14 protein-coding genes and 1 tRNA gene are annotated in these 13,563 nt (G+C 64.8%); all 15 read right to left on the bottom strand.

The window, feature by feature from the left end; genetic code table 11:
• Window positions 1–8: 8 nt before the first annotated feature.
• The gene (gene nuoL / locus A9K58_RS00075; RefSeq protein ID WP_065197390.1) at window positions 9–2,171 is read right to left on the bottom strand and encodes an NADH-quinone oxidoreductase subunit L; all 2,163 of its coding nucleotides are present in this window, start codon (window positions 2,169–2,171) and stop codon (window positions 9–11) included.
• A 7-nt stretch (window positions 2,172–2,178) separates the two neighbouring features.
• The gene (gene nuoK, locus A9K58_RS00070; protein WP_005417921.1) at window positions 2,179–2,484 is read right to left on the bottom strand and encodes an NADH-quinone oxidoreductase subunit NuoK; all 306 of its coding nucleotides are present in this window, start codon (window positions 2,482–2,484) and stop codon (window positions 2,179–2,181) included.
• Window positions 2,481–3,137 (bottom strand): NADH-quinone oxidoreductase subunit J, encoded by a 657-nt coding sequence (locus A9K58_RS00065; protein ID WP_065197389.1) that lies wholly within the window; start codon window positions 3,135–3,137, stop codon window positions 2,481–2,483. The genes nuoK and A9K58_RS00065 overlap by 4 nt, the downstream gene beginning before the upstream one ends.
• Window positions 3,138–3,146: 9 nt before the next feature.
• The gene (gene nuoI / locus A9K58_RS00060; protein WP_005410456.1) at window positions 3,147–3,635 is read right to left on the bottom strand and encodes an NADH-quinone oxidoreductase subunit NuoI; all 489 of its coding nucleotides are present in this window, start codon (window positions 3,633–3,635) and stop codon (window positions 3,147–3,149) included.
• 4 nt (window positions 3,636–3,639) lie between these two features.
• Window positions 3,640–4,734 carry an NADH-quinone oxidoreductase subunit NuoH gene (gene nuoH / locus A9K58_RS00055; protein ID WP_065197388.1) on the bottom strand — a complete coding sequence of 365 codons (1,095 nt, stop codon included), beginning with the start codon at window positions 4,732–4,734 and terminating at the stop codon, window positions 3,640–3,642.
• Complete coding sequence (nuoG, locus tag A9K58_RS00050; RefSeq protein ID WP_065197387.1) at window positions 4,731–6,965, bottom strand: NADH-quinone oxidoreductase subunit NuoG; 2,235 nt, start codon at window positions 6,963–6,965, stop codon at window positions 4,731–4,733. The genes nuoH and nuoG overlap by 4 nt, the downstream gene beginning before the upstream one ends.
• Window positions 6,962–8,302, bottom strand: a complete 1,341-nt coding sequence (nuoF, locus tag A9K58_RS00045; protein ID WP_065197386.1) for an NADH-quinone oxidoreductase subunit NuoF — start codon at window positions 8,300–8,302, stop codon at window positions 6,962–6,964. Before nuoF ends, nuoG begins: the two co-directional genes overlap by 4 nt.
• Before the next feature lie 4 nt (window positions 8,303–8,306).
• The gene (nuoE, locus tag A9K58_RS00040; RefSeq protein ID WP_065197385.1) at window positions 8,307–8,834 is read right to left on the bottom strand and encodes an NADH-quinone oxidoreductase subunit NuoE; all 528 of its coding nucleotides are present in this window, start codon (window positions 8,832–8,834) and stop codon (window positions 8,307–8,309) included.
• A gap of 97 nt (window positions 8,835–8,931) precedes the next feature.
• Window positions 8,932–10,239: an NADH-quinone oxidoreductase subunit D gene (locus tag A9K58_RS00035; RefSeq protein WP_065197384.1), complete on the bottom strand. Its 1,308-nt coding sequence runs from the start codon at window positions 10,237–10,239 to the stop codon at window positions 8,932–8,934.
• Window positions 10,236–10,985: an NADH-quinone oxidoreductase subunit C gene (locus A9K58_RS00030; RefSeq protein ID WP_065197383.1), complete on the bottom strand. Its 750-nt coding sequence runs from the start codon at window positions 10,983–10,985 to the stop codon at window positions 10,236–10,238. The genes A9K58_RS00035 and A9K58_RS00030 overlap by 4 nt, the downstream gene beginning before the upstream one ends.
• A gap of 33 nt (window positions 10,986–11,018) precedes the next feature.
• Window positions 11,019–11,573 carry a NuoB/complex I 20 kDa subunit family protein gene (locus tag A9K58_RS00025; RefSeq protein WP_005417936.1) on the bottom strand — a complete coding sequence of 185 codons (555 nt, stop codon included), beginning with the start codon at window positions 11,571–11,573 and terminating at the stop codon, window positions 11,019–11,021.
• Entirely contained in the window at window positions 11,564–11,920 is a 357-nt protein-coding gene (locus A9K58_RS00020; RefSeq protein WP_065197382.1) for an NADH-quinone oxidoreductase subunit A, read from the bottom strand. Before A9K58_RS00020 ends, A9K58_RS00025 begins: the two co-directional genes overlap by 10 nt.
• A gap of 111 nt (window positions 11,921–12,031) precedes the next feature.
• Window positions 12,032–12,116 (bottom strand) — tRNA-Leu (locus tag A9K58_RS00015).
• Between the two features lie 51 nt (window positions 12,117–12,167).
• A complete protein-coding gene (gene secG, locus A9K58_RS00010) occupies window positions 12,168–12,605 on the bottom strand; it encodes a preprotein translocase subunit SecG (RefSeq protein ID WP_010486424.1) in 438 nt (145 codons plus the stop codon).
• A 26-nt stretch (window positions 12,606–12,631) separates the two neighbouring features.
• Window positions 12,632–13,393: a triose-phosphate isomerase gene (tpiA, locus tag A9K58_RS00005; RefSeq protein ID WP_065197381.1), complete on the bottom strand. Its 762-nt coding sequence runs from the start codon at window positions 13,391–13,393 to the stop codon at window positions 12,632–12,634.
• Between the last annotated feature and the right edge of the window lie 170 nt (window positions 13,394–13,563).

Raw genomic sequence — 13,563 nt, 5'->3', positions numbered from 1 at the left:
ACAGGTCATCAACGCAGGTAATGCATCAGCACGCCCAGCAGGGCAATCAGGCCGATGATCATCGCGAAGGCGTAGTGATAGAGGAAACCGGATTGGGTACGACGCAGCACGCCGGCTGCGACGTCCACAACACGTGCCGAGAGATTGACCACGCCGTCGACGATGTTGCTGTCGATCCAGCGCGAGACCTTGCCCAGCTTGACGCTGCCACCGGCAAAGCCATCGATCCACAGCTTGTCGAAGCCGTACTTGTTTTCCAGCACCGACACCAGCGGAGCGAAGGTCTTGCGGGCCTTGCCCGACAGGTCCGGCTTCCACAGGTAGAACAGTGCGGCCAGCAGGAAGCCCGCAACGGTCAGCACGAACGCCGGAGCCATCATGCCGTGCAGCGCGAAGGCGACCGGGCCATGGAACTCCTCGCCCAGGAAGCCGATGGTGTTCTTGGCCGGATCGTAGAAATCGACGATGCCGGTGAAGAACGTGTGCGCCTGGCCCTTGATCGCGTCGTGCGCGTGGTGGCCCGCCCAGTCGGTGCCGTACAGCATCGGACCGACGCTGAAGAAACCGATCGCGATCGAGGGAATGGCCAGCAGGATCAGCGGCAGGGTCACCACCCACGGAGTTTCGTGCGGCTCATGCGGACCGTGGCCATGGCCGTGGTCGTCGTGATGGGCATCACCGTGATGGGAATCGGCGGCGTGGTGATCGTCATGGCCATGGGCGTGGTCGTCATGCGCGTCGCGGAAGCGTTCCTTGCCGTGGAAGGTCAGGAACAGCAGGCGGAAGCTGTAGAAGCTGGTGACGATCACGCCGCCCAGCACTGCCCAGTAGCCGTAGGTGGCCACCCAGCTGTTGGACAGGTGCGCGTGCAGCTCGGCCGCCTCGATGATGGTGTCCTTCGAGTAGAAGCCGGAGAAGAACGGCGTACCGACCAGTGCCAGGGTACCGATCCACATGGTGACGAAGGTGATCGGCATGTACTTGCGCAGGCCGCCCATCTTGCGCATGTCCTGCTCGTGGTGCATCGCGATGATGACCGAGCCGGCACCCAGGAACAGCAGCGCCTTGAAGAAGGCGTGGGTCATCAGGTGGAACACGGCGGCCGAATAGGCCGACACGCCCAGCGCAACCGTCATGTAGCCCAGCTGCGACAGCGTGGAGTACGCGACGACGCGCTTGATGTCGTTCTGCACGATGCCGATCAGGCCCGTGAAGAACGCGGTGGTGGCGCCGATGAACAGCACGAAGTTCAGCGCGGTCTGCGACAGCTCGAACAGCGGCGACATGCGGGTGACCATGAAGATACCGGCGGTCACCATCGTCGCGGCGTGGATCAGTGCCGAGATCGGGGTCGGGCCTTCCATCGAGTCGGGCAGCCACACGTGCAGCGGGACCTGGGCCGACTTGCCCATGGCACCGATGAACAGGCAGATGCAGATGACGGTGGCGATCGACCAGACCACCGGCTCGCTCAGCAGCTGCATGCCGAGGATCGAGCCATCCCAGATCTGCAGCTGGGCGCGCGGGTCAGCCAGCATGCCCGCCTGCGAGAACACCTGCGAGTAGTCCAGGGTGCCGAACACCCAGAGCACGCCGGCGATGCCCAGCAGGAAGCCGAAGTCACCGACGCGGTTGACCAGGAACGCCTTCATGTTGGCGAAGATCGCGGTCGGACGCTTGAACCAGAAGCCGATCAGCAGGTAGGACACCAGGCCCACCGCTTCCCAGCCGAAGAACAGCTGCAGGAAGTTGTTGCTCATCACCAGGGTGAGCATCGAGAAGGTGAACAGCGAGATGTAGCTGAAGAACCGCTGGTAACCCGGATCGTCCTGCATGTAGCCGATCGTGTAGACGTGGACCAGCAGTGACACGAAAGTCACCACCACCATCATCATCGCGGTCAGCTTGTCGACCATGAAGCCGACGTGGGCCGAATACTGGCCGACCTCGAAGAACGTGTAGATGTTCTGGTTGAACGGCTGCGCGCCGCCCCACATCAGCTGGTAGAACGTGTACATCGACAGGCCGCAGGCCACCGCGACGCCGAGGATGGTGATGGTCTGCGCGCCGAAGCGCTTGACCTGGCGACCGAACAGGCCGGCGATGATGCTGCCGAACAGCGGTGCGAGCACCACTGCGATCAACAGACTCTTGGAGAGAGTGATTTCCATCTGTGGATCAGCCCTTCAACGAATCGACTTCGCCGACATTGATCGTGCGGCGGGTACGGAACAGGGTCACCAGGATCGCCAGGCCGATGGCGGCTTCCGCGGCGGCGACGGTCAGGATGAAGAACACGAACAGCTGGCCGGACGGATCGCCCAGCTGGCGCGAGAAGCCGACGAAGTTGATGTTCACCGACAGCAGCATCAGTTCGATCGACATCAGCAGGACGATGACGTTCTTCCGGTTGAGGAAGATGCCGGCCAGGCTGATGGCGAACAGCACCGCGCCAAGCGCAAGGATGTGGCCAAGGGTAATCACGGCTGGGTCTCCTCGCCGGCGGCCGGCTTGCTGTTGCTGTGCACGACCGGGGCTTCGGCGCCCATCTTGACCATGCGCAGGCGCTGGCCGGCCTTGACCATGGTCTGCTCGCCCGGGTTCTGGCTCTTCACGCCGGTACGGCGGCGCAGGGTCAGCATCACGGCGGCCACCACGGCCACGGTCAGGATGACGGCGGCGAACTCGAACGGCAGCAGGTACTCGGTGAACAAGGTGCGCGCCAGCCAGGTGATGTTGGACGTATCGGCGGCGACCGCAGCGGCGTTGTCGGCCGGGAACGGCGTAACCGAACGCGCCTTGACGCCGATCAGGATCAGCATCTGCGCCAGCATCGCCACGGCGACGATGAGGCCGACCGGCAGGTAGCGCACCCAGCCCTCACGCAGCTTGGTGGGGTCGATGTCCAGCATCATCACCACGAACAGGAACAGCACCATCACCGCGCCGACGTAGACCAGCACCAGCGCCACGCCGAGGAACTCGGCACCCACCAGCAGCCACACGCAGGCAATGGAGAAGAAGGTCAGCACCAGGCAGAGCACGGCGTGAACCGGGTTGCGCACGCTGATCACCGCACCGGCCGAAACCGTTGCCGCGATGGCGAACACCCAGAAAGCGATATTTACCCAATCCATCTCTCGACCTCAGCGGTAAGCGGCATCGGCGGCGCGACGCTCGGCGATCTCGTTTTCGAGACGGTCGCCCAGGGCCAGCAGCTGCGGCTTGGTAACGATGTTTTCGCCACGATTCTCGAAGTGGTACTCGAGGATGTGGGTTTCGACGATCGAGTCCACCGGGCAGCTCTCCTCGCAGAAACCGCAGAAGATGCACTTGAACAGATCGATGTCGTAGCGCGTGGTACGGCGGGTGCCGTCCTCGCGCTTGGCCGAGTCGATGGTGATGGCCAGCGCCGGGCACACCGCTTCGCACAGCTTGCAGGCGATGCAGCGCTCTTCGCCGTTCGGGTAACGGCGCAGTGCGTGCAGGCCACGGAAGCGCGGCGACTGCGGGAACTTCTCCATCGGGTACATCATCGTGTACTTCGGCTTGAAGCTGTACTTCAGCGTCAGCCAGAGGCCCGCCAGCAGTTCGAGCAACAGCAGGCTCTTGAAGTAATGGGTAATCCGGTTCATCACTTTAGACGCCCTTTTGAATCACGCCGAAGAACACCATGACGGCGGTAACCGCGATCCACAGAATGGCCAGCGGGATGAAGACCTTCCAGCCCAGGCGCATGATCTGGTCGTAGCGGAAGCGCGGGAAGCTGGCACGGAACCAGATGTAGGCACTGGCGAAGAAGAACACCTTGACGAACAGCCACGGCGCGCCACCCTTCCAGATCCAGTCGACCAGCGGCGAGACATCGCCGAAGTTGACCCAGCCCTGGACCGGGCTCAACCAGCCGCCGAGGAAGAAGATCGAGATCAGGAAGCTGATCAGGATCATGTTCGCGTACTCGGCCAGGAAGAACAGGGCGAAGGCACCGCCGGAGTACTCGACCATGTGGCCGGCGACGATTTCCGACTCGCCCTCCACCACGTCGAACGGCGCGCGGTTGGTTTCAGCCACGCCCGACACCCAGTAGATGACGAACAGCGGGAACAGCGGCAGCAGGAACCAGTCGAAGAAACCGGAGCTGCCGGCCTGGGCAGCGACGATGTTGCTCAGGTTCAGGCTGCCAGACGCGATCATCACGCCGACCAGGGCGAAGCCCATGGCGATTTCGTAGCTGATCATCTGTGCCGAGGCGCGCATGGCACCGAGGAACGCGTACTTCGAGTTGGACGCCCAACCGGCCAGGATGATGCCGTAGATGCCCAGCGAGGTCATCGCCAGCAGGTACAGCAGACCCGCGTTGGCGTTGGACAGCACGATCTGCGAATCGAAGGGCACCACCGACCAGGCCGCGAAGGCCGGGGCCAGGGTGATCAGCGGCGCCAGCAGGTAGATCGCCTTGTTGGCGCTGCTCGGCTGGACCACTTCCTTGAACAGCAGCTTGAAGACGTCGGCGAAGGCCTGGAAGATGCCCATGCCCACGTACATCGGGCCGTGGCGGACGTGCATCCAGCCGATCAGCTTGCGTTCCCAGACCACGTAGAAGGCCACCGAGATGATCACCGGAACGGCGATCACCAGGATCTTCAGGATGATCCAGATCAGCGCGCCGATGTCACCGAGGCCAAGCAGCCACTGGTGCAGCGGGTCGACCGCGTTCAACAGCAATTCGTTCATGCAGCCACCACCGATACGCGAGCGGCACCCAGCGGCGCGGTCGCGCCGTGGCCCGATTCAATCCAGACCGAGCCCGCAGCGACGCGGGCGTCGACCACCACCGGCAGGGTGGCCTTGCCGGCATCGGTGCCGACCTTGGCCATCTGCCCTTCCTGCAGCTGCAGGCGGGCGGCATCTTCAGCGTTCAGCACGATGCGCGGAGCGTTGTTGAGCGGATGCGACTGCAGCGCCGGGGCACGACGGACCACCGCGTCGGTGCGGTAGATCGCAGCGGTCGAAGCCACTTCCAGGCCCTCGCCCGCCGCCACCGGCTGTGCCGAAGCGGCGACGGTGACGGCAACCGGTGCCAGGCTGGCACGCAGGCCGGCCAGGTCGGTGAAGTCGAAGCCGGCCACGCCCAGCTCCCCGCCGAGGGCGCGCAGCACGCGCCAGCCTTCACGGGCCTCGCCCGGCAGCTTGCCGCCGGCACGCGCCGACTGCTCGCGACCATCGAGGTTGGTCAGGGTGGCGTCGATTTCCGGCAGCGCGCCGATCGGCAGGATCACGTCGGCAACATCGCGGGTCGAGGCACAGGCGAAGTGGCTGAAGGCCACGACCTGGGCACCGGCCAGCGCCTTGCGCGCGGCAGGCGCATCGGCGAAGTCCAGGCCCGGCTCCAGGCCATACACCACGTAGGCCTGGCGCGGCTGTGCCAGCATCGCGGCGACGTCCCTGCCCGCCGGCAGCACGCCGGCACGGGCCAGGCCAACCGCGTTGGCGCCCTGCGGGATGCGGCACAGCCTGGCCCCGGTGGCCGTTGCGAACTCACGCGCGGCAGCGCGGATCGCCGCGGCCTGCGGATGGTTCTCGGCGATGCCACCGACGATCAGCACGGTGTTGTTGCCGCCCTGCACCGCCGAACGCAGCTCGGCGTTGGCCAGCGCGTCGACGAACTTCGACGGCGCGACGATCTGCTTGCCGGCGATGCTGAAGGCGAAGTCGAAATCCACCGGATTGATGACGTGGATCTTCGCGCCCTTGGTGGTCTGCGCCTTGCGCAGGCGGGCATGCAGCAGCGGCAGTTCGTGGCGGATGTTGCTGCCCAGGACGACGATGCGGTCGGCGCCTTCGATCTCGGCCAGCGGCATGCCGAACACTTCGGCAGTCGCTGCGTCGGAGAAATCGCGGTTGTTGATGCGATGGTCGATGTTGCCCGAGCCCAGGCCCTTGGCCAGGCGGGCCAGCAGTGCGCCCTCCTCGTTCGAGGTCGCCGGGTGCACCAGCACGCCCAGGTGGTCACCCTGGTTCGCCTTGAGGATCCCGGCGGCCGCGGCAAGGCCTTCGGCCCAGCTCACTTCCTTCCACTCGCCATTGACCTTGCGCAGCGGCTTGACCGCGCGGTCTTCGCTGTACAGGCCCTGGTGCGAATAGCGGTCACGGTCGGACAGCCAGCACTCGTTCACGGCTTCGTTGTCGCGCGGCACCGAGCGCAGCACTTCGCCGCGGCGCACGTGCAGGAACAGGTTCGAGCCCATCGCATCGTGGTAGCCCAGCGATTCGCGCGCAGTCAGTTCCCACGGGCGGGCGCGGAACTGGAACACCTTGTTGGTCAGCGCACCGACCGGGCAGACGTCGACGACGTTGCCGGACAGCTCGGTGGTCAACGGCTTGCCGTCGAAGGTACCGATCTGCAGGTTCTCGCCGCGGTACATGCCACCCAGTTCGTAGGTACCGGCCACTTCCGCGGTGAAGCGGACGCAGCGGGTGCACTGGATGCAGCGGGTCATCTCGGTGGCGACCAGCGGGCCCATGTCCTCGTCCGGCACCACGCGCTTGCGCTCGTTGAAGCGGCTGACCGAGCGGCCATAGCCGAGCGATACGTCCTGCAGCTCGCACTCGCCGCCCTGGTCGCAGATCGGGCAGTCCAGCGGGTGGTTGATGAGCAGGAACTCCATCACCGAACGCTGGAACTTCAGTGCCTTCTCGCTGCGGGTGGCGACCTTCATGCCATCCATCACCGGAGTGGCGCAGGCCGGCGCCGGCTTCGGCGACTTCTCCACGTCCACCAGGCACATGCGGCAGTTGGCGGCGATCGGCAGCTTCTCGTGGTAGCAGAAGCGCGGAATCGGGATACCGGCCTTGTCAGCCGCCTGGATGATCATCGAACCCTTGGGCACGACCAGCGACTTGCCATCGATCTCGATGGTCACGTGGTCCGGTGGCACGTTCGGGTTTACGGGTTGCGCGCTCATGCGGCGGCTGCCTCCACCTTCTTGCCGTCAACCATCGAATGACCGTTGACGATGTAGTACTCGAATTCGTCCCAGAACTGGCGCAGGAAGCCCTGGATGGGCCATGCAGCCGCTTCACCGAACGCACAGATGGTGTGGCCTTCGATCTGGCCGGCCACCGCCTTCAGCTGGTGCAGGTCTTCCATCGTGGCCTTGCCGGCGACGATGCGCTCCAGCACGCGGTGCATCCAGCCGGTGCCTTCACGGCACGGGGTGCACTGGCCGCAGGATTCCTTGTGGAAGAACTGGCTGATGCGGCAGGCGAACTTGACGCAGCAGACGCTGTCGTCGAGCACCACGATCGCACCCGAACCCAGGCCGGAGCCCAGCGCACGGATGGTGTCGTAGTCCATCGGCAGGCCCTTCAGCTCGGCCGCGGTCAGCACCGGCATCGACACGCCGCCCGGAATCGCGCCCTTGAGCTTGCGGCCCGGACGCAGGCCACCGGCCATCTCCAGCAGGTCGTCGAAGGTGGTGCCCAGCGGCACTTCGAAGTTGCCGCCCTTCTGCACGCAGCCGGACACCGAGAAGCACTTCGGGCCGCCGTTGGCGGTCAGGCTCAGGCCCTTGAACCACTCCGGGCCGTTGCGGATGATCGCCGGCACCGAACCGTAGGTTTCGGTGTTGTTGATCGTCGACGGCTTGCCGTACAGGCCGAAGTTGGCCGGGAACGGCGGCTTGTAGCGCGGCTGGCCCTTCTTGCCTTCCAGCGACTCCATCAGCGCGGTTTCTTCGCCACAGATATAGGCGCCCGCACCCAGCGCAGCGTAGATGTCGATGTCCACACCGCTGCCGAGGATGTTCTTGCCCAGCCAGCCGTTCGCGTATGCGTCGGCCAGGGCCTGCTCGAAGTGCTCGAACGGTTCGTGGTGGAACTCGCCGCGCAGGTAGTTGTAGCCCACGGTCGAACCCGTGGCGTAGCAGGCGATCGCCATGCCCTCCACCACCGAATGCGGGTTGTAGCGCAGGATGTCACGGTCCTTGCAGGTGCCCGGCTCGGATTCGTCCGAGTTGCAGAGGATGTACTTCTGCATGTTGCCCTTGGGCATGAACGACCACTTCAGGCCGGTCGGGAAGCCTGCACCGCCGCGGCCGCGCAGGCCCGAGGCCTTGACCATCTCGATGACCTGCTCGGGCGGAATCTTCTCTTCAAGGATCTTGCGCAGGGCAGCGTAGCCACCGGTCTTCAGGTAGCTTTCGTACGACCACGGGGTGTCGTAATGCAGGGTGGTATAGACCACCTGGTGCGGCAGCGGCGCGGGGCCGACCGGCCCCTTGGATTCGTGGTGATGTGCCATGCCCTTACTCCAGCCCGTCCAGCAGCTCGTCGACCTTTTCCAGGGTCAGACGCTCATGGTAGTGACCGTTGATGACCATCATCGGCGCGCCCGCGCAGCCAGCCAGGCACTCTTCCTCGCGCTTGAGGTAGACGCGGCCGTCCGGGGTCGATTCACCGTGCTTGATGCCCAGCTTCTTCTCGCAATGGCGGACGATGTCCTCGGCGCCATTGAGCCAGCAGCTGATGTTGGTGCAGATGGCCACGTTGTTGCGGCCCACCTTCTCGGTCTCGAACATCGAGTAGAAGCTGGCGACCTCGTAGGCCCACACCGGCGGCAGGTCGAGGTACTTGGCCACGGCGGCGATCAGCTCGTCGGTCAGCCAGCCCTGGTTCTGTTCCTGGGCCGCATGCAGGCCCTGCAGGACGGCAGAGCGCTTGCGGTCCGGCGGGAACTTGGACAGCCAGTGATCGATGTGAGCGCGGGTCTTGTCGCTCAGCACCACCATCGGGTCGACGTCGCGCGCCGCCTCGAAATTACCTGTCGCCTTCATCGGCCGACCTCAGCAAAATGCATAACGTGAAATTGCAGAAACCGCGGCGCCGGCTTGCGCCGGCTGCCAGCAGCGGGCGTTGGCATGGCAGACGGCATTACCGGTCAACCTCGCCGAACACCAGATCGTAGGTACCGATCATCGCCACCACGTCGGCCAGCATGTGGCCACGCACGACCGAGTCGATCGAGGACAGGTGGGCGAAGCCCGGTGCGCGCAGGTGCACGCGGAAGGGCTTGTTGGCGCCGTCGGAGACCAGGTAGCAGCCGAACTCGCCCTTCGGCGCTTCCACTGCCGAATAGGTCTCGCCGGCCGGCACGCAGTAGCCTTCGCTGAACAGCTTGAAGTGGTGGATCAGCGCTTCCATGTCGTCCTTCATGTCCTCGCGCCTGGGCGGAGCGACCTTGAAGTTCTTGACCATGACCGGGCCGGGGTTGGCCTTCAGCCATGCCACGCACTGCTTGATGATGCGGTTGGATTCGCGCATTTCGGCAACGCGGACCAGGTAGCGGTCGTAGCAGTCGCCTTCCTTGCCCAGCGGGATGTCGAAATCGACGGCATCGTACTTGGCGTACGGGCGCTTCTTGCGCAGGTCCCAGGCGATGCCCGAGCCACGCAGCATCACGCCGGTCATGCCCCACTGGTGGGCCAGTTCCGGGCTGACCACGCCGATGCCAACGGTGCGCTGCTTCCAGATGCGGTTGTCGGTCAGCAGGGTCTCGTACTCGTCGATGCGCTTGGGGAACTCGACGGTGAAGTTCTCCAGGAAGTCCAGCAGCGAACCTTCGCGGGCGGCATTGAGCTGCTTGAGCGCCTTGCCCTTGTGCCAGCGCGATTCCTTGTACTTCGGCATCTGGTCCGGCAGGTCGCGGTAGACGCCACCCGGACGGTAGTACGCCGCGTGCATGCGTGCGCCGGAGACGGCTTCATAGCAGTCCATCAGCTCTTCGCGCTCGCGGAAGGCGTACAGCATCACCGCCATCGCACCCAGGTCGAGCGCGTTGGAGCCCAGCCACATCAGGTGGTTGAGGATGCGGGTGATTTCGTCGTACATGGTGCGGATGTACTGCGCACGCTCCGGCGCCTCGATACCCATCAGGGTCTCGATCGCGCGCACGTAGGCGTGCTCGTTGCACATCATCGACACGTAGTCCAGCCGATCCATGTAGCCGATCGACTGGTTGAACGGCTTGGACTCGGCCAGCTTCTCGGTACCACGGTGCAGCAGACCCACGTGCGGGTCGGCGCGCATGATGGTTTCGCCGTCCATTTCCAGGATCAGGCGCAGCACACCGTGGGCGGCCGGATGCTGCGGGCCGAAGTTCATGGTGTAGTTGCGGATTTCCTGCCGGCTTTCAGCGGCGTTGCTGGCGAACGCTTCGCCGGCCTGGTGTACGTGGCTCACTTCACTGCCTCCTGCGCGCGCTCACCCTCTGCGGTCTGCAGGCGGGCGTCGTCGCGGATCACGCGCGGCACGCCGACGCGCGGCTCCACCGAGGTGACCGGTTCGTAGATCACGCGCTTCTTTTCTTCGTCGTAGCGGACTTCGACATTGCCGATCAGCGGGAAATCCTTGCGGAACGGATGGCCGACGAAACCGTAGTCGGTCAGGATCCGGCGCAGGTCCGGGTGGCCTTCGAAGATCACGCCGTACAGGTCGAACGCTTCGCGCTCGAACCAGTTCAGGCCGGGCCAGACGCTGGTCAGCGAGGCGACCACCGGCAGCGCTTCGTCGGGGGCGAAGCAACGCAGGTGCATCATCAGGTTGTGCTGGTACGAACGCAGCTGGGCGACCACCGCGAAACGCTGGGTCGGCATGTGCTGCGGGCGGGCACCATCGGCGCCGTTCTCCTCGGTGGGGAACTCGCCCCACGCGAAGCGGCCCTGGGCCTTGCCCTCGACGCCACGGCTGAAGCCCTGCGAAGAGACGTCGGCAGTGTCCCATTCGTCGGAGCCATAACCGAGGTAGTCGACGCCGCACAGATCCACGGCCTGCTCGAAACCGAACTCGTCACGCAGCGCCAGGGCGGTGGCGTGCCACTCGGCGGCAGGCACTTCCAGCGTCACTTCGCCGCGGGGTTCGACCACGATGACCTTCGCACCAGCGAAACGCGCGGAAAGTCGGTCGATGAAGGATGCTTGCTCTGCCATGGGGGCTTGGCGCGCTCTTGTCAGGTGAAGGGGTCAGCGGGCGATGGTCTGTGTACGCCAGATCTTCTTCTGCAACTGCAGGATCCCGTACACCAGCGCCTCGGCGGTCGGCGGGCAGCCCGGGACGTAGACGTCCACTGGCACCACGCGATCACAGCCGCGCACGACAGAATAGGAGTAATGGTAGTAGCCACCGCCGTTGGCGCAGCTGCCCATCGAGATGACCCACTTCGGGTCCGGCATCTGGTCGTAGACCTTGCGCAGCGCCGGGGCCATCTTGTTGACCAGGGTACCGGCCACGATCATCACGTCGGACTGGCGCGGCGACGGGCGGAACACCACGCCGTAGCGGTCGAGGTCCAGGCGGGCGGCGCCGGCATGCATCATCTCGACCGCGCAGCAGGCCAGGCCGAAGGTCATCGGCCACATCGAGCCGGTGCGCGCCCAGTTCAGCAGTGCGTCGACGCTGGTGGTGACGAAGCCCTTCTCCAGCAGCGGGTTGTCGCCTTCCGGCCGCAGGATGTCATCAACCCGGCCTTCCGGCGACGGATTGTTCATGAGGCCATCGAGAGTCTGAATCACTCCCATTCCAGCGCTCCCTTCTTCCAGACGTAAATGAAACCGAGGAACAGCATGCCGACGAACAGGCCCATGGTGACCAGCGAACGGGCACCCAGCTCCATGAAGACCTGGGTCCACGGCACGATGAAGATGATTTCCAGGTCGAAGACGATGAACTGGATCGCGATCAGGTAGTAGCGCACATCGAACTTCATGCGCGCATCTTCGAAGGCCTCGAAGCCGCATTCGTACGGCGAGAGCTTTTCCAGATCGGGGCGGCGGGGACCGAGGAATCGACCAACGGCCATCAGCGTGATGCCGATACCGGTGGCAACGATCAGAAACAGCAGAGACGGCAAATATTCGGCCAGCACAGCGATTCTCTCTTGCCTCTGCCGCCGCGCCTGCAGGCGCTTTGGCATGGGGGAGTGGACGGGAGCCTACCTGGCGCCTTGCGCGCCAGGCGAACCCGCTTTACTTACAAATGGTGCCCAAGAGGGGACTCGAACCCCTACGACTTGCGTCGCTACCACCTCAAGGTAGTGCGTCTACCAATTCCGCCACCTGGGCAAACGATCACATCAGGCTATCTTCCCGATGCGCCGCGTATTGTAACCGGCTTCAGTCTTTCTGGGAGCCTTCCGAGGGCTTTTCTTCACCAGAAACCGAAGATTCCGCCTGAGCCGGCACATTCGCGGCCGGAACCGGGGCGGCCGGGACCGCATCGGCCTTCGGAACCGCCGGCAGCTCGCCGGCCGGAGCCGCCGGCGCCACCGCTGCCGGGGCGGACATCAGGCCCAGGTCCTGATCAGCGGCCGGACGGCTGCCGTGACCGGCGTACCAGGCCATGAAGAGACTGATGCCGAAGAACACGACTGCCAGCCACTTGGTCGACTTGGACAGGAAGTTCGAAGCGCCGCGCGCACCAAACACCGTGCCCGAGGCACCCGCACCAAAGCCCGACCCCGCCGCCGCGCCCGAACCACGCTGCATCAGGATCAGCGCGATCATGGCCACAGCGACCAGCACGTAGACGACATTGAGGATCAACATCAGCATTGGAAACCGCCCTCGGACAATACTTCTTAGGATTGGTTCGCGGCCGCCGCCCTTGCGATGGCCAGGAAGTCCGCGGCCACCAGGGAGGCGCCGCCGACCAGCCCACCATCGACATCCGGCTGCGCGAACAGTTCCCCGGCATTGTCGGGCTTCACGCTACCGCCGTAAACAATGGGCAGTGAATCAGCGATTCTAGCATCGATACGGGCGACTTCGCCACGAATGAACGCGTGCACCTGCTGTGCCTGCTCCTTGCTGGCGGTACGGCCAGTGCCGATCGCCCAGACCGGCTCGTAGGCGACCACGGCCCTGGCAAAACCAGCCGCTCCGACGAGGTCCAGCACCGGCGCCAGCTGGCTGGCGATCACTGCCTCGGTCTGCCCGGACTCGCGCTGTTCCAGGGTCTCGCCCACGCACAACACCGGCACCAGCCCGGCATGCTGGGCGGCGGCGAACTTGCGCGCGACCAGCTCGCTGCTTTCATGGTGGTACTGGCGGCGCTCGGAATGGCCGACCAGGCCGTAGCGGGCACCGACCTCAACCAGCATGGCTGCACAGACCTCGCCGGTGTAGGCGCCCTTCTCATTGCTGCTCACGTCCTGCGCGCCGAACGCCAGGCCGGTCCCGCCAAAGTCCTCGACCAGCTCGCCCAGGTATGGCAGCGGCGGCAGGATCACCACCTCCACCCCGTCCAGCGGCAGACCAGCGGCCACCTGCCCCAGCAGTTCATTGGCGAATTGACGGCTGCCATGCAGCTTCCAGTTTCCGGCGACGATCTTTCGGCGCATGAGCGGGTGGCTCCTGTGTGAAGTCAGCCGATCATGATACCCGTTACGGGAAAAATCCGTTTCCGTGTAAGCGGTTACATGGATTTTATGCCAACGGCACAGCCCCTCGTGGCGGGGGTTGGGTTGGTCGTGGAGAGCCCGGTTGGATCTGCGGCTTGGCCGGGCGGGTG

Source organism: Stenotrophomonas maltophilia (genome assembly GCF_001676385.1).
Taxonomy (GTDB): domain Bacteria; phylum Pseudomonadota; class Gammaproteobacteria; order Xanthomonadales; family Xanthomonadaceae; genus Stenotrophomonas; species Stenotrophomonas maltophilia_J.
This window is presented reverse-complemented; position numbering and strand designations above follow the sequence as displayed.

Coding starts and splice junctions, on each gene's coding strand:
- secG (WP_010486424.1), bottom strand. CDS start 12,605: ATGCTGATGTTGATCCTCAATGTCGTCTACGTGCTGGTCGCTGTGGCC.
- A9K58_RS00065 (WP_065197389.1), bottom strand. CDS start 3,137: ATGGATTGGGTAAATATCGCTTTCTGGGTGTTCGCCATCGCGGCAACG.
- A9K58_RS00030 (WP_065197383.1), bottom strand. CDS start 10,985: ATGGCAGAGCAAGCATCCTTCATCGACCGACTTTCCGCGCGTTTCGCT.
- nuoL (WP_065197390.1), bottom strand. CDS start 2,171: ATGGAAATCACTCTCTCCAAGAGTCTGTTGATCGCAGTGGTGCTCGCA.
- nuoI (WP_005410456.1), bottom strand. CDS start 3,635: ATGAACCGGATTACCCATTACTTCAAGAGCCTGCTGTTGCTCGAACTG.
- tpiA (WP_065197381.1), bottom strand. CDS start 13,393: ATGCGCCGAAAGATCGTCGCCGGAAACTGGAAGCTGCATGGCAGCCGT.
- nuoG (WP_065197387.1), bottom strand. CDS start 6,965: ATGAGCGCGCAACCCGTAAACCCGAACGTGCCACCGGACCACGTGACC.
- A9K58_RS00025 (WP_005417936.1), bottom strand. CDS start 11,573: ATGGGAGTGATTCAGACTCTCGATGGCCTCATGAACAATCCGTCGCCG.
- nuoE (WP_065197385.1), bottom strand. CDS start 8,834: ATGAAGGCGACAGGTAATTTCGAGGCGGCGCGCGACGTCGACCCGATG.
- nuoH (WP_065197388.1), bottom strand. CDS start 4,734: ATGAACGAATTGCTGTTGAACGCGGTCGACCCGCTGCACCAGTGGCTG.
- nuoF (WP_065197386.1), bottom strand. CDS start 8,302: ATGGCACATCACCACGAATCCAAGGGGCCGGTCGGCCCCGCGCCGCTG.